This is a genomic window from Streptantibioticus rubrisoli (assembly GCF_024436055.1).
Taxonomy (GTDB): Bacteria; Actinomycetota; Actinomycetes; order Streptomycetales; family Streptomycetaceae; genus Streptantibioticus_A; species Streptantibioticus_A rubrisoli.
In genome coordinates, this window is record NZ_JANFNH010000055.1 from 1 (window position 1) to 22216 (window position 22216).

The 22216-nt window shown below is 70.8% G+C and carries 21 protein-coding genes; 15 read left to right on the forward strand and 6 right to left on the reverse strand.

Annotated elements, in window-relative coordinates; genetic code table 11:
• The first annotated feature begins 480 nt into the window (after positions 1-480).
• The 7 genes from rsmD (at position 481) to mutM (ending at position 5529) form a co-directional block, all read left to right on the forward strand.
• Positions 481-1077, forward strand: a complete 597-nt coding sequence (gene rsmD, locus NON19_RS29570; RefSeq protein ID WP_255932222.1) for a 16S rRNA (guanine(966)-N(2))-methyltransferase RsmD — start codon at positions 481-483, stop codon at positions 1075-1077.
• Positions 1078-1103: 26 nt separating this feature from the next.
• Positions 1104-1583: a pantetheine-phosphate adenylyltransferase gene (coaD, locus tag NON19_RS29575; protein ID WP_255932265.1), complete on the forward strand. Its 480-nt coding sequence runs from the start codon at positions 1104-1106 to the stop codon at positions 1581-1583.
• A gap of 125 nt (positions 1584-1708) precedes the next feature.
• On the forward strand, positions 1709-2800 hold the full coding sequence (locus NON19_RS29580) for an ATP synthase subunit B family protein (RefSeq protein WP_255932224.1): 1092 nt from the start codon (positions 1709-1711) through the stop codon (positions 2798-2800).
• Between the two features lie 157 nt (positions 2801-2957).
• Positions 2958-3593: a YceD family protein gene (locus tag NON19_RS29585; protein WP_255932266.1), complete on the forward strand. Its 636-nt coding sequence runs from the start codon at positions 2958-2960 to the stop codon at positions 3591-3593.
• A gap of 2 nt (positions 3594-3595) precedes the next feature.
• Positions 3596-3769: a 50S ribosomal protein L32 gene (gene rpmF / locus NON19_RS29590; RefSeq protein ID WP_003951102.1), complete on the forward strand. Its 174-nt coding sequence runs from the start codon at positions 3596-3598 to the stop codon at positions 3767-3769.
• Between the two features lie 19 nt (positions 3770-3788).
• A complete protein-coding gene (gene rnc, locus NON19_RS29595) occupies positions 3789-4553 on the forward strand; it encodes a ribonuclease III (RefSeq protein WP_255932225.1) in 765 nt (254 codons plus the stop codon).
• Positions 4554-4632: 79 nt separating this feature from the next.
• Positions 4633-5529, forward strand: coding sequence for a bifunctional DNA-formamidopyrimidine glycosylase/DNA-(apurinic or apyrimidinic site) lyase (gene mutM, locus NON19_RS29600; protein WP_255932226.1), 897 nt, complete (start codon positions 4633-4635; stop codon positions 5527-5529).
• Here mutM and NON19_RS29605 read toward each other — a convergent pair.
• Positions 5505-5912, reverse strand: a complete 408-nt coding sequence (locus NON19_RS29605; protein ID WP_255932227.1) for a winged helix-turn-helix transcriptional regulator — start codon at positions 5910-5912, stop codon at positions 5505-5507. The genes mutM and NON19_RS29605 overlap by 25 nt on opposite strands.
• A gap of 131 nt (positions 5913-6043) precedes the next feature.
• On the opposite strand from NON19_RS29605, the gene NON19_RS29610 reads away from it, so the two are divergent.
• On the forward strand, positions 6044-6634 hold the full coding sequence (locus NON19_RS29610) for a flavodoxin family protein (RefSeq protein ID WP_255932228.1): 591 nt from the start codon (positions 6044-6046) through the stop codon (positions 6632-6634).
• A gap of 90 nt (positions 6635-6724) precedes the next feature.
• Here the strand turns inward: NON19_RS29610 and NON19_RS29615 are convergent, their stop codons facing one another.
• On the reverse strand, positions 6725-7528 hold the full coding sequence (locus tag NON19_RS29615) for a CAP domain-containing protein (RefSeq protein WP_255932229.1): 804 nt from the start codon (positions 7526-7528) through the stop codon (positions 6725-6727).
• Between the two features lie 790 nt (positions 7529-8318).
• On the opposite strand from NON19_RS29615, the gene NON19_RS29620 reads away from it, so the two are divergent.
• From NON19_RS29620 to NON19_RS29635, 4 genes are all read left to right on the forward strand, one after another.
• Positions 8319-8582: an acylphosphatase gene (locus NON19_RS29620; RefSeq protein WP_255932267.1), complete on the forward strand. Its 264-nt coding sequence runs from the start codon at positions 8319-8321 to the stop codon at positions 8580-8582.
• Between the two features lie 355 nt (positions 8583-8937).
• Positions 8938-9138, forward strand: coding sequence for a hypothetical protein (locus NON19_RS29625; protein ID WP_255932230.1), 201 nt, complete (start codon positions 8938-8940; stop codon positions 9136-9138).
• A 249-nt stretch (positions 9139-9387) separates the two neighbouring features.
• Positions 9388-12939, forward strand: coding sequence for a chromosome segregation protein SMC (gene smc / locus NON19_RS29630; RefSeq protein WP_255932231.1), 3552 nt, complete (start codon positions 9388-9390; stop codon positions 12937-12939).
• Between the two features lie 257 nt (positions 12940-13196).
• Positions 13197-14627, forward strand: coding sequence for a sugar porter family MFS transporter (locus tag NON19_RS29635; RefSeq protein WP_255932232.1), 1431 nt, complete (start codon positions 13197-13199; stop codon positions 14625-14627).
• A 71-nt stretch (positions 14628-14698) separates the two neighbouring features.
• On the opposite strand, the gene NON19_RS29640 is transcribed toward NON19_RS29635, so the two are convergent.
• Together NON19_RS29640 and NON19_RS29645 are read right to left on the reverse strand one after the other, a co-directional pair.
• Positions 14699-14836: a DUF397 domain-containing protein gene (locus NON19_RS29640; RefSeq protein WP_255932268.1), complete on the reverse strand. Its 138-nt coding sequence runs from the start codon at positions 14834-14836 to the stop codon at positions 14699-14701.
• Positions 14787-15740 carry a helix-turn-helix domain-containing protein gene (locus NON19_RS29645; RefSeq protein ID WP_255932234.1) on the reverse strand — a complete coding sequence of 318 codons (954 nt, stop codon included), beginning with the start codon at positions 15738-15740 and terminating at the stop codon, positions 14787-14789. Before NON19_RS29645 ends, NON19_RS29640 begins: the two co-directional genes overlap by 50 nt.
• A 246-nt stretch (positions 15741-15986) precedes the next feature.
• Here NON19_RS29645 and NON19_RS29650 point away from each other — a divergent pair, with 246 nt between their 5' ends.
• Complete coding sequence (locus tag NON19_RS29650) at positions 15987-16193, forward strand: DUF7848 domain-containing protein (RefSeq protein WP_443729346.1); 207 nt, start codon at positions 15987-15989, stop codon at positions 16191-16193.
• A gap of 81 nt (positions 16194-16274) precedes the next feature.
• Here the strand turns inward: NON19_RS29650 and NON19_RS29655 are convergent, their stop codons facing one another.
• Positions 16275-17735: a purine-cytosine permease family protein gene (locus tag NON19_RS29655; protein ID WP_255932236.1), complete on the reverse strand. Its 1461-nt coding sequence runs from the start codon at positions 17733-17735 to the stop codon at positions 16275-16277.
• 216 nt (positions 17736-17951) lie between these two features.
• Here NON19_RS29655 and ftsY point away from each other — a divergent pair, with 216 nt between their 5' ends.
• Positions 17952-19178, forward strand: coding sequence for a signal recognition particle-docking protein FtsY (ftsY, locus tag NON19_RS29660; RefSeq protein WP_255932238.1), 1227 nt, complete (start codon positions 17952-17954; stop codon positions 19176-19178).
• A gap of 99 nt (positions 19179-19277) precedes the next feature.
• On the opposite strand, the gene NON19_RS29665 is transcribed toward ftsY, so the two are convergent.
• On the reverse strand, positions 19278-19955 hold the full coding sequence (locus NON19_RS29665; protein ID WP_255932239.1) for a bifunctional DNA primase/polymerase: 678 nt from the start codon (positions 19953-19955) through the stop codon (positions 19278-19280).
• A 462-nt stretch (positions 19956-20417) separates the two neighbouring features.
• On the opposite strand from NON19_RS29665, the gene nsdA reads away from it, so the two are divergent.
• The gene (gene nsdA / locus NON19_RS29670; RefSeq protein WP_255932240.1) at positions 20418-21944 is read left to right on the forward strand and encodes a transcriptional repressor NsdA; all 1527 of its coding nucleotides are present in this window, start codon (positions 20418-20420) and stop codon (positions 21942-21944) included.
• The last annotated feature ends 272 nt before the right edge of the window (positions 21945-22216 follow it).

Genomic DNA, 22216 nt, shown 5'->3' on the forward strand with positions numbered 1-22216 from the left:
CCCCCTCGGGGGCAAGCCCTGGATTCCGGCTGTGCTGTGGCGGATGGCTGCGGTTGTCGGTAACCGCCGATCAAGACCGACGTGGTCGCTCGCCGTCGCGGCGGAAACAAAAATCAGCCGCGACGGCGAGCAACCCCCGGATCGCAGCCCGGCGGTATCAAACCCGCCCCAGCCCAAGGGCATCAGGGGCGCACCCACCCCGGCCCAAGGGCATCAGGGGCGCAGCCATCATGTCCGCACCCCAAAGGGCCTAAGGGCGCAGCCTTGAAGTCCGCCCCCCAAGGGGCCCAAGGGCGTACCCCCTGAAGCCGAGGGGACGCTCCCCGGCCAGGGGGCCGAAGGGGCGCAGCCCCTGATCGGAGGGGGCCGGGAGCGGGGTTGGCCGCCGCAGGCGTGCCTGCCGGGGGCTACGTATCGTGGTGGTGCGGCGGCGGACCCGCCAGCCGTACGAAGACCTGACGCAAGGGGGCGTGACCGAGGGTGACCCGCGTGATTGCCGGTGCCGCAGGAGGGCGTCGGCTGGCCGTTCCGCCAGGACAGGGCACCCGCCCAACGTCCGACCGGGCGCGCGAAGGCCTGTTCTCCACCTGGGAGTCGCTGCGCGGCTCCTTGCACGGTGCCAGGGTGCTCGACCTGTACGGCGGCTCGGGCGCCGTGGGCCTGGAGGCGCTCTCCCGCGGCGCCGAACACGTCCTGCTGGTCGAGGCGGACGCCCGGGCCGCGCGCACCATCCGGGAGAACGTGCGCGCCATCGGCCTGCCCGGTGCCGAAGTGCGCGCCGCCAAGGCGGAGAAGCTGATCGCCGGACCGCCCCCGGCGACCCCGTACGACGTGGTCTTCCTGGACCCGCCCTACGCGGTCACCGACGACCGACTGTGCGAGATCCTGCTCACACTCCAGGATCAGGGCTGGCTCGCCGACGAGGTCCTCGTCACCGTGGAGAGAAGCACACGGGGCGGAGAGTTCCGCTGGCCCGAGGGCTTCGAGGGGCTTCGGGCCCGTCGATACGGCGAGGGCACACTTTGGTACGGTCGCGCCGCCGCGACACGCGCCGGAGCCAGCGCCGACGCGTCATGACCGCATCGGAGAGCGAGGAACCACTGTTGCGCCGCGCCGTCTGTCCGGGGTCCTTCGACCCCATCACCAACGGACACCTCGACATCATCGCCCGCGCGTCCCGGCTGTACGACGAGGTCTACGTCGCCGTGATGATCAACAAGGCGAAGCAGGGCCTGTTCACCGTCGATGAGCGCATAGCGCTCATCGAGCAGGTCACCGAGGAGTTCGGCAACGTCCGTGTGGAGTCCTTCCACGGCCTGCTGGTGGACTTCTGCAAGCAGCGCGACATCCCCGCCATCGTCAAGGGACTGCGCGCGGTCAGCGACTTCGACTACGAGCTGCAGATGGCCCAGATGAACAACGGGCTATCCGGCGTGGAAACCCTCTTCGTCCCCACCAACCCCACCTACAGCTTCCTGTCCTCCAGCCTGGTCAAGGAGGTCGCCCAGTGGGGCGGCGACGTCTCCCACCTGGTGCCGGACGCCGTACTGCGGGCGCTGCGCGCCAAGCTCGGCCGGGACTGAACCGGTCGCCGCTCCCGGAACTTTCTGATGGGTCATCAGGCGACGTGCCCGGCGCGCCCGGTGGTCGTAGAGTCTGACCCAACCACCCGGCCGCGCCGGGCCCGCCGAGGAAAGACTTAACGGACATGGACGTGCAAAAGAAGCTCGACGAGATCGTCGCGGCCGTCGAAGGTGCGCGCTCCATGCCGATGTCGGCCTCGTGCGTGGTCAACCGCGCCGAACTGCTCGCCATGCTGTCCGAGGTGCGCGACGCGCTGCCTGACTCGCTCTCCCAGGCCCAGGCGCTGCTCGGCGACCGGGAGCAGATGGTCGCCGAGGCGCGGGCCGAGGCCGAGCGGATCATCGCCTCCGCGCACGAGCAGCGCGGCTCGCTGGTCTCCGACACCGAGGTCGCCCGGCGCTCCCAGGCGGAGGCCGACCGGATCCTGGCCGAGGCCCGGGCCGAGGCCGAGGAGATCCGCGCGGAGGCCGACGAGTACGTCGACAGCAAGCTGGCCAACTTCGAGGTGGTGCTCACCAAGACCCTCGGCTCGGTCGACCGCGGCCGCGAGAAGCTGCTCGGCCGCGGCCCCGGCACCGACGACCACGGCCACCCCGACGACGAGGCCCCCGAGCGCAGCGCCGACCCCGAGGAGCTGCGCCGCCGGGCCGACGCCTACGTGGACGCCAAGCTCGGCGCGTTCGAGACGGTGCTGGCCAAGACCCTGGAGGCGGTCGGCCGGGGCCGCCAGAAGCTCACCGGTCACCGCCCCATCGACGAGCTGGCCGCCCACATGGCCGCCCAGGACGGCCTGTCGGCCGAGGGCACCCCGCTGGCCGCCCAGCAGAGCGACGCCGAGTACCTGGCGGGCCTGGCGGGCGCCCACCCGGAACCGGTCGCCCAGGAGCAACCGGTCGCCTACGACTACCCGCAGCAGCCCGAGTACGCCCCGATGGCGGCCGAGTACGGCGGCTACCAGCAGGACCCGTACCAGAGCGGCGGGTACGACGCCTACGGCTACGTCCCGCAGCAGGTCGAGTACACCGACCCGGCGTACGGCTGGCAGCAGCAGGGCTACGAGCACCAGATCCCGCAGCAGCACCAGCCGCAGGACCACCATCAGCAACAGCCGTACCAGCAGCACACCATGCAGCCGACCGGGCTGGACGAGACCAGCTTCTTCGACACCGGCTTGATCGACCTGGACCGGCTGCGGGAACTGGAGCAGGGGCGTTAGACGCTGCCCACCGCTGCCTGGAGACGGGCGAAGTTGGGCCAGCGGCCCGCGTCCAGTATCCTGACAGCTCCGGCCTGTTTGATGAGCCGGTTTCCGGCTGCCCTCTTCCGGGTCGGCCCGCGCCGTACGGCACACGCACCGAGGAAAGCAGGAAGCCATCAACGCCCGCCTTGACCACCGTGACCCTCTCGTGTTTGACACACGCGAGCTGGGCCGTCGGCCTGGCGCGATGAAGAGGGTCTCCCGCACCGTCCCCGCACCCGCGGACCTCGGTATCGCCGGGGTGATCGGCGTGCAGGAAGGTGCCGAGATCGAACTCGACCTGCGGCTGGAATCGGTCATGGAAGGCGTGCTCGTCACGGGTACCGCCCATGCGCCGGTCGCGGGGGAGTGCGTAAGGTGTCTGGAGCCGGTCGAGTGGGAGCTCGACTCGGACTTCCAGGAGTTGTTCGCCTACCCGGACGCCGACCAGCGATTCGGCGGTGACGCGGAAGAGGCCGAGGACGGCGACGAGGAGGAACTGCTCGTCCTTGAGGACGACATGTTCGACCTCGAATCCGTGCTGCGGGACGCGGTGGTGCTGGAACTGCCGCTGCAGCCGGTGTGCCGGGAGGACTGCCCGGGCCTGTGCTCCGAGTGCGGAGCACGGCTGGCGGACGACCCGGACCACCACCACGAAGCCGCCGACATCCGTTGGGCGGCACTGCAGGGACTCGCCGAAACCCTCAAGGCCGGCGAGAAGGACAACATGGGCGGCGCCGAGCGTGGCGTCGACGAGAAGCAGGAGAAATAGCCGTGGCTGTTCCGAAGCGGAAGATGTCGCGCAGCAACACGCGCCACCGCCGGTCGCAGTGGAAGGCTGCGGTCCCCACTCTCGTGGCGTGCGAGCGCTGCCACGAGCCGAAGCAGCAGCACATCGCGTGCCCGAGCTGCGGCACCTACAACAAGCGTCAGGTCCTCGAGGTCTGATCGGTAGGTGACAGGCTTCATGTCAGACGCCAAGTCGTCGGCAGACGCCATCAAGGCAGCCTCGTCCTACGCGCTTCTGGAAGGGCGGCTCGGGTACACACTCGATCCCGCCCTTCTGGTGCGTGCGCTCACCCACCGTTCGTTCGCTTACGAGAACGGCGGGCTGCCGACCAACGAGCGGCTGGAGTTCCTCGGTGACTCCGTGCTCGGTCTGGTCGTGACCGACACGCTGTACCGGGCCCACCCCGACCTGCCCGAGGGCCAACTGGCCAAGCTGCGGGCCGCGGTGGTCAACTCGCGTGCGCTGGCGGAGGTCGCCCGCGGCCTTGAGCTCGGCAGCTTCATCCGCCTGGGCCGGGGCGAGGAGGGGACCGGCGGCCGGGACAAGGCGTCGATCCTCGCCGACACCCTGGAAGCCGTGATCGGCGCCGTCTACCTGGACCAGGGTCTGGACGCGGCGTCCGAGCTGGTGCACCGCCTCTTCGACCCGCTGATCGAGAAGTCCTCGAACCTCGGGGCGGGCCTGGACTGGAAGACCAGTCTCCAGGAGCTGACCGCGACCGAGGCGCTCGGTGTCCCCGAGTACCTGGTCACCGAGTCGGGGCCGGACCACGAGAAGACCTTCACGGCTGCCGCCCGCGTCGGTGGTGTCACGTACGGCACCGGCACCGGCCGCAGCAAGAAGGAAGCCGAACAGCAGGCGGCCGAGTCCGCCTGGCGGGAGATCCGCGCCAAGCGCGAGCAGCGGGAAGCCTCCGCCCAGGAGCAGACCGCGGCCCACTGAGCGGCTGTTCAGAACCGTGTGACACGCTACGGGCCTCACCTCGATGTAGGAGGTGGGGCCCGTTGTGCTTGGAGGGGACATGCCCGAGCTGCCCGAAGTGGAGGTCGTGCGCCGCGGACTCGAGCGCTGGGTCAGCGGCCGTACGGTCCACGATGTCGAGGTGCGGCACCCGCGCGCGGTGCGCCGCCACATCGCGGGCGCGGACGACTTCGCCGACCGGCTGCGCGGGATCACCCTCGGCCCGGCGCACCGGCGCGGCAAGTACCTCTGGCTGCCGCTGGGCAACGGCACCTCCCTGCTCGGGCACCTCGGCATGAGCGGTCAACTGCTCGTCCAGCCACGGGAGGCGCCCGACGAGACGCACCTGAGGATCCGGTTCCGGTTCGCCGACACCGCGACACCAGCCGCTGACCCGGCGGGGGACACCGAGTTGCGCTTCGTGGACCAGCGCACCTTCGGCGGTCTGTCGGTGCACGACGCCGTGCCCGACGGGCCGGACGCCGCGGTGGGGCTGCCGTTGCCGCTCGCGCACATCGCCCCCGACCCGTTGGAGACGGCGTTCGACGAGGACGCCTTCCACGACGCGCTGCGCCGCCGTCGCACCACCATCAAGCGCGCGCTGCTCGACCAGTCACTGATCAGCGGTGTCGGCAACATCTACGCCGACGAGGCGCTGTGGCGCGGCAGACTGCACTACGACCGTCCCACCGCCGCCATGACCCGGTCGCGCACCGCGGAGCTGGTCGGCCACATCCGCGACGTGATGGGCGACGCGCTGGCCGCCGGAGGCACCAGCTTCGACAGCCTCTACGTCAACGTCAACGGCGAATCCGGTTACTTCGACCGGTCGTTGGACGCGTACGGCCGCGAGGGCGAGTCGTGCCGCCGCTGCGGCACACCGATCCGACGGCGGCCGTGGATGAATCGGTCCAGCTACTTCTGCCCGCGCTGTCAGCGGCCGCCGCGGGCGTCGTAGGCCTCCCGGGCGGCCAGTACCTCGGGCATCCGCTCCTCCACCAGGTCGATCAGCGCCAGCAGCCGCTCGGCCACCGCGTGGCCCAGCGGGGTGAGCCGGTAGTCCACCCGCGGCGGATTGGTGGCCGCCGCCTCGCGGTGCACCAGTCCGTCCCGCTCCAGCGCGTGCAGGGTCTGGGAGAGCATCTTCTCGCTGACGCCGTCGACCCGGCGGCGCAGCTCGTTGAAGCGCAGCGTGTTCTCGCTCAGCGCGCCCAGCGTCAGGCTCCCCCAGCGACCGGTGATGTGCTCCAGCGTGGAGCGTGACGGGCAGGCCTTGGCGAACACGTCATAGGGCTGCGCCTGGTCGGCGCACGGACGGGCGGAGGTCTCGGTCCTAGCCATGCCTCAAGCGTACTCCTCCACAGCGCTAACTGTTGGGTTGCGCTTTCATTTGGAAAGTGCTCTCCTTGGTGATGCCTCCCGGGGTGCCTGACCGACGGCGCCCGGGGCCCATCGCAGCAAGGAGCACAACCGTGACCACTCCCGTCACCCCCGTCGTGGCCATCGCCTACCACTCCGGTTACGGACACACCGCTGTCCTCGCCGAGGCCGTCCGCGACGGCGCCGCCGCCGCGGGTGCCACCGTCCACCTGGTCAACGTCGAGACGATCACCGACGAGCAGTGGGCGCTGCTGGACGCCGCGGACGCCATAGTCTTCGGCTCGCCGACCTACATGGGCACCGCCTCGGCCGCCTTCCACGCCTTCGCCGAGGCCAGCTCCAAGCGCTGGTTCACCTCGGCCTGGAAGGACAAGCTGGCCGCCGGGTTCACCAACTCCGCCTCCAAGAGCGGCGACAAGCTGCACACCCTGCAGTTCTTCACCGTGCTCGCCGCGCAGCACGGCATGCACTGGGTCAGCCTCGGTCTGCACCCGGGCTGGAACGCCTCCACCGCCTCCGAGAACGACCTCAACCGGCTGGGCATCTTCCTCGGCGCGGGCGCCCAGTCCAACAACGACGAGGGGCCGGACGCCGTTCACAAGGCGGACATCGCCACCGCCGAGCACCTCGGCCGCCGGGTCGCCGACACCGCGCGGACCTTCGCCATCGGCAAGGCGGCCTGACGAAGCGTCAGCTCACAGCGCGCCAAGCACGACAAGGCGCATCGGCACGGCGCCCGGGGCGGCCCAGGCCCAACTCCCGCCCCACCGGCCTCAGTAGCCGAAGTCCTGGGTCCACCAGGGGCCGCTGGAGCCGAAGTCGACGCCTATCCCGATGGTGTGGTACTCGCAGTTGAGGATGTTGGCCCGGTGCTCCGGGGTGCTCATCCACGAGTCCATCACCGCCTTGGCGTCGGCCTGGCCGCGGGCGATGTTCTCGCCGCCCAGATTCGCTATCCCCAGCGAAGCCGCCCGGTCCCAGGGCGACTTGCCGCTCGGGTCGGTGTGGCCGAAGAAGCCGAGCGTGGCCATCTGCTGGCTGAAGTTCTGGGCGAGGGTGCCCAGCCGGGGATCCTCGGTGAGCGGTACGCAGCCCGCCTTGGCGCGCTCCTGGTTGACCAGGGCGAGCACCTGAAGCACCGCCTGGGATGCCCCGGGGCCAGCCGACTGGTCGATGCTGCCGTAGGGGGCGTCGCTGCCGCTCGCGCCGTCGGTACCGTCCGGGGCCGTCGTGCTTGGCGAGGCGGTCGGGGTGACGGGTGCGGCGGGTGCGGGGGCGCCGCGCTGCGGCGGCACGGCGGTCGGCGACGGCCGCGCCGATCGGCTGGACGATCCGGTGGGCACCGCCGCCCCCGGATCGGCACCGCGTCCGGCGTCCCGGCTCGTCGGGACGGAACCACGGTCCGTTGGGGCGGTGCCGGTCACCGGGGTGGTGGGGGTGCCGTCGGCCCGCGGCAGGTTGCCCGGGGCGTCGTCCGGGGCGCCGAAGGTGTAGCCGCCGGGCGGCCCGCCCGGTACCGGTACCAGTCCGGAGGCGACGGCCACCGCGCCGACCGCGAGCGCGCAGGCGGCGCCCAACAGGCCGGTGCGCGCCGGGGGATTGGGCCGCCGGTCCGCCGCGCGGCGGGCTGGCGACCGACGGGGCGACGACCGACGGGGCGAGGCAGGCGGTGCCGCGGCCAGGGGGGCCTGCGCAGACGGCGTTGCGGCCTGACGGGCCTCCGCTTGCGGACGGCCAGCCGACGCCGCGCCCCGATGCGCCTCCGCTGGGATACGGGCAGCCGATGCCGCGCCCTCACGGGCCTCCGCTGGGATGCGGGCAGCCGATGCCGCGCCCTCACGGGCCTCCGCTGGGATGCGGGCAGCCGATGCCGCGCCCCGGCGGGCCTCTGTTGAGGATGGTGGAGGGAAACCGGCAGATGACGCAGCGGCCCGACGGGCCTCCGTTGAGGGCGGTGGAGGGAGACGGGCGGGCGGTGCGGCGGAAGTGCGGCGATGGCGACCCATCTGCGCGGTCCTCGCTTCCCGGTGTCGGCGGTGCCCCGCGGCGCTGCGGAAGAACACCCGCGTTCACTCGAACGGGTGAGTCCTGATTCGGCGTGACTGTACCGAATCCCGGCCGACACCGGCGCGTGACCCGGGTAATTGACGGGTCGCCGGATCTTCCCGGGGGAGCCGGTCGGCCGCGGTTGACCGGCGTCCGCGTACGGTTGACGTCGGCCGCGCCGGGACCGGGTGCGGGCCATGGAGAGAGGGAAACCCGGTGAACGACTCTGCCCGCAGCGGAGATGGGGGCGTCCACAGCGGTGACGTCGGCCACGCCCGAAACGGTGACATCCGCGGCGACGGCGCGGACGGCGAGGTGCGGATGACCGCTTGGGTGCGGGGCCGGGTCCAGGGCGTGGGCTTCCGGTGGTGGACCCGGGTCGCCGCGCTGGAGATCGGCGGCCTGCGCGGCTATGTCTCCAACCTCGCGGACGGGCGGGTGCAGGTCGTGGCGGAGGGCGCCAAGGACCGTTGCGAGCGACTGCTCGACTGGCTTCGGGGCGGCGAAACCCCTGGTCGGGTCGATGGCGTCACGGAGATCTGGGGTGAGCCGCGGGGCGGATATGACGGATTCAGCACCCGCTGATGGCGTAAGCCGGGAACGCCCACACCGGGCGCGGGCAATTGGTCGGTACAGCTCGACTTCGGGCGGTTGCCTTTTCCCGATCGGCATGCCAGGCTGCCGCGCAAGGATGATCTCTTGAGCCCCCGGCGGGTGCCCCCGCGCAGCGTGACGCGCCGCGTGACGTTGACGGCACGCCGCACGACAGGGGTGTGATCGTGTTGACCGTCAAACCTTTTGGTGAGACGCTGGAAGCCCCGCGCACCTTAGCTGTTTGGCTGTGAGAAGGACTACGGCGGCGGCGCAAACGGCGGGTGCGGCAACCCCCTCACGACCCACACCGCTTAGGTCGGTCACTCAGCGTGGAGGACCATCCATCATGGCAAAGGCGCTTCTCGGTTACGTCGGCGGCCCCGACCCGCGACTCCTCGCCGAGATGCGACGACTTCAGCAGCGTGTCCAGGACCTGGAGTCCGAGATCGTACGGATCCAGGCCGAGAACGACGCTCTGGTGTCGTCGCGAGACGAGTCGCTGCTCAGCTCCATCGACGTTTCCCAGACGGAGCCCGCGCTGGCTTGATCCGGCTGCTGGCTTGACCCGGACGATGTACCGGTCCGGATCAGCACACCGCTTGAAGTTCTGTAAAAGGGACGCTTCGGCGTCCCTTTGTCGTGTCCCCCTTGCCCGCACCCCCGTGATCCTCTTCGATTCTTAACCTCTGGTGTGCCCGGCATCCTCCCCGGTGAAACCGGGCTCGAACTGTAGAGTCCGACTCCTCGGCAGCGACATCAACGGCAGCCGCCGCGCGGCGGAGGAGGAGAGCTCGGCGTGCACCTCAAGAGCTTGACCCTGCGCGGGTTCAAATCCTTCGCGTCGGCCACCACCCTGCGCTTCGAACCCGGCATCACCTGCGTCGTCGGCCCCAACGGCTCGGGCAAGTCCAACGTCGTGGACGCCCTGTCCTGGGTCATGGGCGAACAGGGCGCCAAGAGCCTGCGCGGCGGCAAGATGGAGGACGTGATCTTCGCGGGCACCACCGGCCGCCCGCCGCTCGGCCGCGCCGAGGTCTCGCTCACCATCGACAACGGCGACGGCGCCCTGCCCATCGACTACGCCGAGGTCACCATCACGCGGACGATGTTCCGCAACGGCGGCAGCGAGTACCAGATCAACGGCGACACCTGCCGCCTGCTCGACATCCAGGAACTGCTCTCCGACTCCGGCATCGGCCGCGAGATGCACGTCATCGTCGGCCAGGGCCAGCTCGACTCCGTACTGCACGCCGACCCGATGGGCCGCAGGGCCTTCATCGAGGAGGCGGCGGGCGTCCTCAAACACCGCAAGCGCAAGGAGAAGGCGCTGCGGAAACTGGACGCCATGCAGGCCAACCTGGCCCGGGTCACCGACCTGACCGCCGAGCTGCGCCGCCAGCTCAAGCCGCTGGGCCGCCAGGCCGCCGTAGCCCGCCGTGCCGCCGTCATCCAGGCCGACCTGCGCGACGCCCGGCTCCGCCTGCTCGCCGACGACCTGGTCACCCTGCGCGCCGCCCTGCGCAGCGAGATCGCCGACGAGACCGCGCTGAAGGAACGCCGCGACGCGGTCGAGGCCGAACTGGCCGCCGCGCAGCGCCGCGAGGCCCAACTGGAGGAACAGGTACGGCAGATCGGGCCGCGCCTCGCCGAGGCCCAGCAGACCTGGTACGACCTGTCGCAACTCGCCGAACGGGTGCGCGGCACCATCGGCCTGGCCGAGCAGAAGGTCAGGCACGCCACCGCACCGCAGCCCGAGGAGCGGCGCGGCCGCGACCCGGAGGACATGGAGCGCGAGGCCGCCCGCATCCGCGAGCAGGAGGCCGAGCTGGCCGCCGCACTGGAGGCCGCCCGCTGCGCGCTGGACGACACCGTGGCGCACCGCGCCGAACTGGAACGCGCCCTCGCCCAGGAGGACCAGCGGCTCAAGGCCGCCGCCCGGGCGATCGCCGACCGCCGCGAGGGCCTCGCCCGGCTGCACGGCCAGGTCAACGCGGCCCGCAGCCGGGCCAGCGCCGCCGAGGCCGAGATCGGCCGACTCACCGCGGCCCGCGACGAGGCGGCCGAGCGCGCGGTGACCGCCCAGGAGGAGTACGAGCAGCTACGCGCCCAGGTCGACGGCCTGGCCGCGGGCGACGCCGAACTGGAGGAACGTTACGAGTCCGCCAGGGCCGAACTGGAGCGGGCCGAGGAAACGCTGACCGCCGCCCGCGAGGCCGCCACCGCCGCCGAACGGGAACGCGCCGCGCTCGCCGCCCGGCACGACGCGCTCGCCCTCGGGCTGCGCCGCAAGGACGGCACCGGGATACTGCTCGGCGCCGCCGACCGGCTCACCGGACTGCTGGGACCGGCCGCCGAACTGCTCACCGTGGCACCGGGGTTCGAGGTCCCGGTCGCCGCCGCGCTGGGCGCCGCCGCCGACGCCGTAGCGGTCAGCCACCCGGGCGCCGCGGCCGCCGCGCTGCGGCTGCTGCGCAAGGACGACGCGGGCCGGGCCGCCCTGCTCATCGGCGGTGCGCAGGCCGAGCCGGATGCCGGAACGTTTCCCGGTACCGGGCGGCCCGCCGCCGAACTCGTGGGCGGGCCCGAGGAGTTGCTGCCCGCACTGCGTCGGCTGCTGCGCGACACCGTGGTGGTGGACACCCTCGAAGACGCCGAGGCACTGATCGCCCGGCATCCCCGGCTGACCGCGGTCACCGCCGAGGGCGACGTACTGGCCGCGCACTTCGCGCACGGCGGCTCGGCCGGGGCGCCGAGCCTGTTGGAGGTGCAGGCCGCGGTTGACGAGGCGGCGGTGCGGCTGCGGGAGCTCGCGGCCCGCTGCGAGGAGCTGACCGAGGCCCAGGCCCTGGCCAAGGAGCGGCGCGCCGATGCCGCCCGCACCGTGGAGCAGCTCGCCGCCCAGCGGCGGGACGCGGAGAAGGAGAAGTCGGCCGTCGCCCAGCAGCTCGGCCGCCTCGGCGGGCAGGCGCGCGGCGCGACCGGGGAGGCCGAGCGCGCCGCGGCGGCCGTGGCCCGCGCCGAGGAGGCGCTGGCCAAGGCCAACGCGGAACTGACCGAACTGACCGAGCGGCTGCACCAGGCCTCCTCGGCCCCGGCCGAGGAGGAGCCGGACACCTCGCACCGCGACCGGCTCGCCGCCGACGGCGCCAACGCCCGGCAGACGGAGATGGAGGCCCGGCTGCAGCTGCGTACCCACGAGGAGCGGGTCAAGGCCCTCGCGGGGCGCGCGGACGCGCTGGACCGGGCGGCGCGCATGGAGCGCGAGGCGCGGGCGCGCGCCGCGCAGCGCAGGGCGCGTCAGGAGCACGAGGCACGGGTGGCCTCCGCCGTACTGGCCGGCGCCCGGGGCCTGCTGGAGTACGTCACCGTCTCGCTGGCCCGCGCCGAGCGGGAGCGGTCGGCCGCCGAGCAGGCCAAGGCGGAGCGCGAGGCCCGGCTGACCGCGGAACGGGACGCCGCACGCGGCCTGAAGTCCGAGCTGGACAAGCTCACCGACTCGGTGCACCGCGGCGAGGTGCTGGGCGCCGAGAAGCGGCTGCGGATCGAACAGCTGGAGGCCAAGGCGCTGGAGGAGCACGGCATCGAACCGGCCGGGCTGGTCGCCGAGTACGGCCCCGACCAGCCCGTACCGCCTCCTCCGACGCCCGAGGGCGAGGAGCCCAAGGACGACCAGGGACCCCGCCCGTACGTTCGCGCCGAGCAGGAGAAGCGGCTGCGCGCCGCCGAGCGGGCGTACCAGCAGCTGGGCAAGGTCAACCCGCTCGCCCTTGAGGAGTTCGCGGCGCTGGAGGAGCGGCACAAGTTCCTCTCCGAGCAGCTGGAGGACCTCAAGAAGACCCGCGCCGACCTGTTGCAGGTGGTCAAGGAGGTCGACGAGCGGGTCGAGCAGGTCTTCACCGCCGCCTACCACGACACCGCCCGGGAGTTCGAGGGCGTCTTCTCCCGGCTGTTCCCCGGCGGCGAGGGGCGGCTGGTGCTCACCGACCCCGACGACATGCTGGCCACCGGCGTCGAGGTGGAGGCCCGGCCGCCGGGCAAGAAGGTCAAGCGGCTCTCGCTGCTCTCGGGCGGCGAGCGGTCGCTGACCGCGGTGGCGCTGCTGGTGTCGATCTTCAAGGCCCGACCCAGCCCGTTCTACGTCATGGACGAGGTCGAGGCGGCCCTCGACGACACCAACCTCCAGCGTCTGATCGGGATCATGAGGGAGCTCCAGGAGAGTTCACAGCTCATCGTGATCACCCACCAGAAGCGCACGATGGAGGTCGCCGACGCGCTGTACGGCGTGTCGATGCAGGGCGACGGAGTGTCGAAGGTGATCAGCCAGCGACTGCGGGACGCCAAGAAATAATCGCGACGCACTTGGTATCGGCTTGGTGACGCTTCCGTCAAGAGTTCAATACGTGAACATGCTGTGACCGTGACTTTGTTTAAAGAGACGCGCCGCCCCCTATTGACTTCGAAACTTGAAGGCATAGTCTCTGCAACGTCGTTTTAACTTTCGATGCATAGCCGTGTGGTCACCGGTCGACGGATCGCCTGACCCTCGAAGCAGTCGAAGATCCACGCCCCCACGGGAGGGCTCCGCGCGAGCCCCAGGAGTTCACGTTGACTACTAGCACCCCAGTGGAGCTCGGGAAGAGCGGCCGCGCCGCGGCGCCCGACCATCTCGGCCACGTCATCTTCATCACCGCCGCCGCAGCCATGGGCGGCTTCCTCTTCGGCTACGACAGCTCCGTGATCAACGGCGCGGTCAACGGCATCCAGGGGAAGTTCGGCATCGGCTCCGCCCTGCTCGCCCAGGTCGTCGCCGCGGCGCTGCTCGGTTGCGCGGTCGGGGCCGCCACCGCGGGCCGCCTCGCCGACCGCATCGGCCGCATTCGCGTGATGCAGATCGCCTCGGTGCTGTTCGTGGTGAGCGCCATCGGCTCCGCCCTGCCGTTCGCGGTGTGGGACCTCACCCTGTGGCGGATCATCGGCGGCTTCGCCATCGGCATGGCCTCGGTGATCGGCCCCGCGTACATCGCCGAGGTCGCGCCGCCCGCCTACCGCGGCCGTCTCGGCTCGTTCCAGCAGGCCGCGATCGTCATCGGCATCGCGATCTCGCAGCTGGTCAACTACGGCATCCTGCAGATGGCCCACGGCCAGCAGCGCGGCCACCTCGGCGGCCTTGAGGCCTGGCAGTGGATGCTCGGCGTGATGGTGGTGCCCGCGGCGCTCTACGGGCTGCTGTCCTTCGCCATCCCGGAGTCCCCGCGCTTCCTGATCTCCGCGGGCCGCGAGGCCGACGCGCGCAAGGTACTGGCCGAGGTCGAGGGCGAGCAGGCCGACCTGGACGCCCGCATCACCGAGATCCGCACCGCCATGCACAGCGAGCACAAGTCCACGTTCAAGGACCTGCTCGGCGGCCGGGCGGGCATCCTGCCGATCGTGTGGGTGGGCATCGGGCTGTCGGTCTTCCAGCAGCTCGTCGGCATCAACGTGATCTTCTACTACTCCGCGTCGCTGTGGCAGTCCGTCGGTATCGACCCGACCAGCTCGTTCCTGTACTCGTTCACCACCTCGATCATCAACGTGATCGGCACCGTGATCGCGATGGTCTTCGTGGACAAGATCGGCCGCAAGCCGCTCGCGCTGATCGGCTCCGCCGGTATGGCGGTCTCGCTCGGCCTGTGCGCCTGGGCCTTCTCCTACAAGACCGGTTCCGGCACCAACATCCACATGCCGGGCCTGCAGGGCGCGGTGGCGCTCGGCGCGGCCCACGCGTTCGTGCTGTTCTTCGCCCTGTCGTGGGGCGTGGTGGTCTGGGTGCTGCTCGGCGAGATGTTCCCGAACAAGATCCGGGCCGCGGCGCTCGGCGTGGCCGCCTCCGCGCAGTGGGTCGCCAACTGGCTCATCACGGTCAGCTTCCCGTCGCTCTCCAACTGGAACCTGTCCGGTGCCTACGTGATCTACACGTTCTTCGCCCTCCTCTCGATCCCGTTCGTGCTCGTCTTCGTCCGGGAGACGAAGGGCAAGGCCCTGGAAGAGATGGGCTGATCAACCCCGCTTGCCCACCGCTTCCAGCACCGTCGCCCCGGCTCAGCCTCCGCTGAGCCGGGGCGACGGGCTTACTGCCCGAACTCCCCGTTCCGCACGGCGGAGATGAACGCCGCGAAGGCGGCGGGGATGAAGCTGAGGGTGGGGCCGTGCGGGTCCTTACTGTCGCGGACGGGGACGGCGTCGGGGATGCCGTGGGCGACCTCTATGCAGTTGCCGCCGTTGTCGCCGCTGTAGCTGCTCTTGTGCCAAGTCGCCGCGCTGTGGTCGTAGTTGGTCATCGTCGCCGTACCCTTCCATCGCTTCACAGATCGTGGCGGCAGAGTCGCGGGTCGAGAGCGCGTCCGCCCGCAGCAGATCATAGGTGCGCGTGTGTCTCGCGATCACGGCTGGATCGTCGCTGAAGTGCCCACGGTCCAAGGACTCCGAGTAGACCCACTCATGGCCGTCCGGCAGCGTGATCAGCGACATGGAGGTATTGGGTGGGCGCAGATGGGCAATGGTGAACGGCGCCACCTGGATGCGGATGTTCGGGCGCTCGCCGACCGCCAACAGATGCGCGCACTGCTCGCGCATCACGTCAGGACCGCCGACCACGCGCCGGATGGAACTCTCGTCCAGCACGGCGAGTAGCAGCGGCCCGTCGTCGTTCAGGAAGCGCTGTTGGCGACTCATGCGAGCCAACACCCGTTCCTGAACGACCTCTTCGTCCGGCTCAACCCGCGCGAACAGTGCCCGCGCGTACGCTTCGGTCTGCAACAGCCCAGGCACAACCTGCATTTGGAACTCGCGCAACGCCACCGCCACCGCGTCCATCTGTGCCCGGCGCCTGAACCAGTCGGGGTGTTCGACCACCGGGTACCAGTCGATGCGGTGCCACAGGCGGCGGAGTAACCCGTCCGTGCCGAGCAGGCGGTCGCAGGCCTCGGCGAAGCCGACGTCCGGTACGCGGCTGCCCGCCTCGATGCGGGTGATCAGCGAGCGGTCACACGGGATCTCACCGGCCAGCTTCCCCTGCGACCAGCCCGCCCGTTCCCGGGCGTCCCGCAGCACCTCCCCGAAGACCGCGCCGGACGTGGCGGCCTGCCCGGTCACGCCGTTACGACGCCCCATCCCCGCTCCCCTTGGTGACGGCTCTTGCATGTCACCGCGTAGACCCTGTTGAACATGCGCGCGGAGCGCAACTCTTGGGTCTCGAAAGGTAGTTGAGCGCGCCCCCGGAGCGCCTCCGATAGGCAGAGGTTCACCCATGGTGGATACCCGCAGCACGGCCAGCGCAGACCTCGAACGCAAGGCTGTCCGGATAGCGCAGTCAGAGGATGCCCACCGGCCAGCCGCACAAGTGACCGCCAGGACGTCCTGCGCTACGTCGTCCACAAGATCACCCAACACCCGGGCACGGACGTGACGTTCGAGGCCGAGTGCCTGCGGTGCGACTGGGCGGCGCAGCCCGCCGACGACTGCGCGCCGGTGGACGTGGCCTGCATGAGCCACGCCGGCCGCACCGGCCACGCGGGTTTCCGCCGCGTGTGCACCTCGTTCGCGATGGTGGTGCGCACCGAGTAACCCGCCCACCGCCGCCCACGAAAACGTCCCCCTGGGCCGCGCACAGCGGCTCAGAGGGACGTTCCGGGTACGTCGTGGCCGTCAGCCGACCAGCGCGTCCTCGACGGCCTTCTCGGCCGCCGCCAGCTCGTTGGCGCTCGCCGTCCGCTGGCGCGGCAGCACCCAGTACAGCGCCGCCGCGATGACGATGGTGACCGCCCAGCCGAGGCCGTTCTTCCCGAGCCAGCTATCTGCCAGCGGGCCGGAGAACCAGGACACCGAGGTGAAGCACAGGCCGATGACCAGGCCCGCCGCCCAGGCGACCATCGCCTGCCAGGCGAAACCGCCCTGGTACCAGTAGGCGCTGGTACGGGAGGTGTCCATCAGCGCCTTCGGGTCGTAGACCCGACCGCGCAGCATGTCGACGCCGAACACGCCGATCCAGGCCGAGAAGGAGACCGCCAGCAGGGTCAGGAACGAGATGAACGAGCTGATGAAGCTGGTCGCCACGATCATCAGCAGCGAACCGAAGACCAGGCTGATGACCGCGTTCACACTGACCGCCCAGGCGCGCGGGATCTTGAAGCCCAGCGTCTGCGCGGTGAAACCGGCCGAGTACATCGACATGCTGTTGATCAGCAGCATGCCGATCAGCGCGATCAGCAGGTACGGCACCGACAGCCACATCGGCAGCAGCTTGCCGATGAACGACACCGGGTCGGTGGCCTTGGCCAGGTCCGGCGTACCGACCGCCATCACCGCACCCATCAGCACCAACGGCACCACGACGATGCCCGCACCCGCGATGGTGTTGCCCACGATGCCCTTGCTGGACGCGGTGCGCGGCAGGTACCGGGAGAAGTCCGCGCCGGATGGCGCCCAGCTGATGCCACCGGCCGCGATGGTGCCAACTCCGGCCACCAGCAGCGCCGTTGAGCCCGCCGGGCGGGAGAAGACCGCCGACCAGTCGGTCTCGGCGACCAGATAGCCCAGCACCGCGACGCTGAACGCGCCGAACAGGTACGCCGACCACTTGTTGCACAGCAGCAGTACCTTGCGGCCCATACCGCTGACCGTGAACGTGGCGCCGACGAAGAACAGCAGGGTGACGATGATCAGCGGGGTGTTGCTCTTGATCCCGAACAGCAGGTTCAAGATGGTGAGCACCGCGTACGCGCCGGTCACCGCGTTGATCGTCTCCCAGCCCCACCGCGCGATCCAGGTCACCGCACCCGGGAAGAGGTTGCCGCGCTGACCGAAGACCGCCCGCGAGAGCGTCATACCCGGAGCGCCACCGCGCTTGCCCGCGATGGTCAGCACGCCGACGATGCCGTACGAGACAACGGGAGCGAGGACGGCGACCAGCAGGACCTGGAAGAAGTTCAGGCCGTTGGAGACCACCAGGCCCGCGCCCATGGTGAGCAGCAGAACGCTGATGTTGGCCGCGACCCAGGTGGGGAAGAGTTCTCTGACGCGGCCGCGCCGCTCGGAGTCGGGGACGGGCTCGATGCCGCGGGTCTCGATGGCGCCTTCGACATCGGGAGCAGGCGTCGTCTTCTCCATAAGGATGGTTTCTCCGAGCGGGAAATCGGGGGAGGGTTGCAACAGCGGCTTGTGGGACGATCGATAAGTCCCCTCTACGCGCATTGCTGATCAGGATCATATGCGCGTCACGAAGACGTCAAGGGTGACCTTTGTCCCATTAAGTTGCTTTAAGCCCCTGAGTGCCGCGTCTTCTCCGGCAGCGCTGTTGCGCCGTGACTGATACTGGAGGGCGTTATGGAAACCGTCATCCTTGCTGTAGTCATCGCCCTGGTCGCGATCGGCGCGCTCAGCGGCCTCGTGGTCAGCAGCCGCCGCAAGAAGCAGCTGCCGCCCGCGCCGCCGTCGGCAGAACCGAAGATCACCGCCCCGCCGGCCGAGCCGCACGTCGGCGAGGAGGCGGAGGAACCCCGCGAAGAGCCCCGCAGGACCATCGAAGAGGTCGACCTGCCGGAGGCCCCCACCGCCACCGAGACCGTGGAGGTCGAGGAGCCCACCGAGGTCGGCGGGGAACCGCTGGCCCCGCCCATCGAGGTCCCCGAGCCCACCGCGGGCCGCCTGGTGCGACTGCGCTCCCGGCTGTCCCGCTCCCAGACCACCCTCGGCAAGGGCCTGCTCACCCTGCTCTCCCGGGACCGCCTCGACGAGGACACCTGGGAGGAGATCGAGGACACCCTGCTCACCGCCGACGTCGGCGTCGCACCGACCCAGGAGCTGGTCGAGCGGCTGCGCACCCGCGTCAAGGTGCTGGGCACCCGCACCCCCGAGGAACTGCGCGCCCTGCTGCGCGAGGAACTGCTGGCGCTGGTCGGTACCGACATGGACCGCGTCCTGCATACCGAGAGCCCGCAGGACACCCCGGCCGTGCTGATGGTGGTCGGGGTCAACGGCACCGGCAAGACCACCACCACCGGCAAGCTGGCCCGGGTCCTGGTGGCCGACGGCCGCAGCGTGGTGCTGGGCGCCGCCGACACCTTCCGCGCGGCCGCCGCCGACCAGCTGCAGACCTGGGGCGAGCGGGTCGGCGCGCGCACCGTGCGCGGCCCGGAGGGCGGCGACCCGGCCTCCGTCGCCTTCGACGCGGTGAAGGAAGGTATCGCCGAGAGCGCCGACGTGGTGCTGATCGACACCGCGGGCCGACTGCACACCAAGACCGGCCTGATGGACGAGCTGGGCAAGGTCAAGCGCGTCGTGGAGAAGCACGGTCCGGTCGACGAGGTGATCCTCGTCCTGGACGCCACCACCGGCCAGAACGGGCTGGTGCAGGCCCGGGTCTTCGCCGAGGTGGTGGACATCACCGGCATCGCCCTGACCAAGCTCGACGGCACCGCCAAGGGCGGCATCGTGGTCGCCGTCCAGCGTGAGCTGGGGGTGCCGGTCAAGCTGGTCGGCCTCGGCGAGGGGCCGGACGACCTGGCGCCGTTCGAGCCGGAGGCGTTCGTCGACGCGCTGATCGGCGACTGACCGCGGCGCATCGGTAAGAGATACATCGGTAAGCGGTACATCGGTAAGGGGCGCTCGCCAGGGGCGGGCGCCCCTTACGTATGCGTACGCATTCCGGGATCACACCGTCCGCACCGGCGTCCCGTGCCGGTGACACACGTAGGCCAGCGTGCCCAGCAGCAACCGCGCCTCCGGCGGCTGCCGGTCCACCGAGGGCGGCCGTAGCCAGCGCACCGGACCCAGTCCCCCGAGGTCCGAGGGCGGGGCGGTGACGTGCTGACCAAGTCCGCGGCAGCGCAGATCCAGGGCAGCGTCGTCCCAGCCCATCCGGTAGAGGAGCCGTGGCAGCTCGTCGGCCGCGCCGGGGGCCACGAAGAACAGCGCGCGGCCGTCCGGGGTGCCGATCACCGGGCCGAGCCGCAGCCCCATCCGCTCCAGCCGCACCATCGCCCGGCAGCCCGCTTCCTCGGCCACGTCCAGCACGTCGAACGTCCGCCCGGTGGGCAGCAGTACGGCCGCGCCCGGGGTCAACGCCCAGGTGGCGGCGACCTGTTCGGCCGTGGCGCCCGCCGGGATCTCGGCGGCGAAGTCCAACGCGTGGGCGCCGGGCGCCGGACACCCCGCGTCACCGCAACTGCACTGACCACCGCCCCGGGCGGCGCGGGCACCGGGGGTCACCGCCCAGCCGTGCACCGCCGTGTACTCCGTGATCGTTGAGCGGACCGAGGCGCGGGTGCGGCGGCGCACGCCGGGCGTGATGTCCCGAATCTCCCGGAAGCTGCCGATCGTGAAGCCCATGTCACCTCCAACACTCGGAATTCGTCGATGGTTACGCGCACCGCGCGCGGATCGCGGTGCGGGCTGCCTGCCCACCCGCCGGGGGCGACGCGCCGTCGGTGGCGGCGCGTCGGCGGCGCATCGCGGCGTGTGGCGTGGTGCGCCGTGTAGTGCGCGCCCCGACGCGCTTCGCTCCACCCGGAGCTGATGTTCATCTGTCAAGTGAATCGTGTGCGGCCAGGGAAGAGTTCATTCGAAGGGGTGGCGAATGGTGGCGATTCGGCATCTGCCCTCGCCGGATGGGTGATCACGGGATTACTTTCGGTTTACGAGCCCACGGAAGTCGCGCCGTCCGCGGGCATGCCGGAGGCAGTGAACGCACAGGCATTCGGTCACCGGGGGTGGCGCGTTGAGGACAGGGAGCCCCAACTGGCGGCATCCTTTGGGCAGTTCGGTGATGAGAAGCGGGATGGGGGCGTTCCGGTGGGCGGAAGCGTCACAAGCGGCGAGACCGAGACCGAGGCCAGCGGCGTCGCGGAGAAGCAGGCCAACGAACAACTGCGTTCGTGGTTCGTCCGCAGTGGCTGGTCCAAGGGCGAACTCGCCCGCCAGGTCAACCGCCGGGCACGGCAGATCGGTGCGCACCACATCAGCACCGACACCTCCCGCGTACGGCGCTGGCTGGACGGTGAGCAGCCGCGCGAGCCGATCCCGCGCATCCTGTCCGAGCTGTTCTCCGAGCGGTTCGGCTCGGTCGTCGCCATCGAGGACCTGGGCCTGCGCAGCGCCCACCAGCCGCCCGCCACCTCCGGCGTCGACCTGCCCTGGGCAGGACCCCAGACCGTCGAGCTGATCAGCGAGTTCTCCCGCAGCGACCTGATGCTCGGACGGCGCGGCTTCCTCGGCGCCTCGCTGGCGCTGTCCGCCGGGCCGGCGCTGATCGAGCCGATGCAGCGCTGGCTGGTGCCCACCCCGGCCGCCTCGATCGCCGACGTGCCCGCGCCCGCCCGTACCCCGCGCGCCGAGCGGTCGACCCGGCCCACCAAGCTCTCCGGCCCCGAGCTGGACCTGCTGGAGGCCACCACGGTGATGTTCCGCCAGTGGGACGCCCAGTGCGGCGGCGGCCTGCGCCGCAAGGCGGTCGTCGGGCAGCTGCACGAGGTGACCGACCTGCTCCAGGAGAGCCACCCGGAGCCGGTCACCAGGCGCCTGTTCAAGGTCACCGCCGAACTCGCCGAACTCGCCGGGTGGATGAGCTACGACGTGGGCCTGCAGCCCAGCGCGCAGAAGTACTTCGTGCTCGCCCTGCACGCCGCGAAGGAGGCCGGGGACCGTCCGCTCGGCGCCTATGTGCTGTCCAACATGAGCCGCCAGATGATCCATCTCGGCCGCCCCGACGACGCGTTGGAGCTGATCCACCTCGCCCAGTACGGCAGCCGGGACACCGCCACCGCCACCACCCAGTCGATGCTCTACGCGATGGAGGCCCGCGCCTACGCCAGCATGGGTCAGGTACAGAAGTGCCACCGCGCGGTGCGGATGGCCGAGGACACCTTCAGCGACCGCCGCCCGCAGGAGGACCCGGACTGGATGCGGTTCTTCTCCGAGGCCGAGCTGAACGCGGAGAACGCGCACTCCTACCGTGACCTGGCGTACGTCGCCGGTCGCAGCCCCACGTACGCCTCGCTGGCGCAGCCGGTGATGGAACGGGCCGTGGAGCTGTTCGCCCAGGACCCCGAGCACCAGCGCAGCTACGCGCTGAACCTCATCGGCATGGCCAGCGTCCATCTGCTGCAGAAGAACCCCGAGCACGCCTCGGAGCTGGCGGTCCAGGCGATCAAGGTGGCCAGAAGGATCCGCTCCGAGCGGGTGAACACCCGGATCCGCCGCACCACCGACACCGCGGTGCGCGACTTCGGCCAGGTGGCCGAGGTCGTCGCGCTCAGCGACCGGCTGCGCACCGACCTGCCGGACGACTACGAGCAGGGTCCGGCGGCCCGGGCGGTGTGACGCGACGGACCCCCTTCACTCCGGCCGCGGCGGCCACCCCGATCAGCCCGACTAGGCTCCCCCACCGCCAGGTCGACGGGAAACCGCCGCGGCCGGTTCCGTATCGGCGCATTCGGCACCGGCGTATACGGAGCATCGCGTTCACCATGACCGCAGCGGACCGGTTCACCCGGCCGTAACACATGCGCCATCTTCGTCACGGCGGCGAAACACCGCACGGCGGCGGCTGAAACCCGGCTAGGCCACTCTCTAGGCCATAACCGGCCCTTTCA

What these genes read in the sequence shown, in the direction of transcription:
- NON19_RS29645 (WP_255932234.1), bottom strand. Translation starts at nt 15,740, where the DNA reads ATGGGGCGTCGTAACGGCGTGACCGGGCAGGCCGCCACGTCCGGCGCG.
- rnc (WP_255932225.1), top strand. Translation starts at nt 3,789, where the DNA reads ATGTCAGACGCCAAGTCGTCGGCAGACGCCATCAAGGCAGCCTCGTCC.
- NON19_RS29580 (WP_255932224.1), top strand. Translation starts at nt 1,709, where the DNA reads ATGGACGTGCAAAAGAAGCTCGACGAGATCGTCGCGGCCGTCGAAGGT.
- NON19_RS29655 (WP_255932236.1), bottom strand. Translation starts at nt 17,735, where the DNA reads ATGGAGAAGACGACGCCTGCTCCCGATGTCGAAGGCGCCATCGAGACC.
- mutM (WP_255932226.1), top strand. Translation starts at nt 4,633, where the DNA reads ATGCCCGAGCTGCCCGAAGTGGAGGTCGTGCGCCGCGGACTCGAGCGC.
- ftsY (WP_255932238.1), top strand. Translation starts at nt 17,952, where the DNA reads ATGGAAACCGTCATCCTTGCTGTAGTCATCGCCCTGGTCGCGATCGGC.
- NON19_RS29665 (WP_255932239.1), bottom strand. Translation starts at nt 19,955, where the DNA reads ATGGGCTTCACGATCGGCAGCTTCCGGGAGATTCGGGACATCACGCCC.
- NON19_RS29625 (WP_255932230.1), top strand. Translation starts at nt 8,938, where the DNA reads ATGGCAAAGGCGCTTCTCGGTTACGTCGGCGGCCCCGACCCGCGACTC.
- NON19_RS29605 (WP_255932227.1), bottom strand. Translation starts at nt 5,912, where the DNA reads ATGGCTAGGACCGAGACCTCCGCCCGTCCGTGCGCCGACCAGGCGCAG.
- NON19_RS29620 (WP_255932267.1), top strand. Translation starts at nt 8,319, where the DNA reads ATGACCGCTTGGGTGCGGGGCCGGGTCCAGGGCGTGGGCTTCCGGTGG.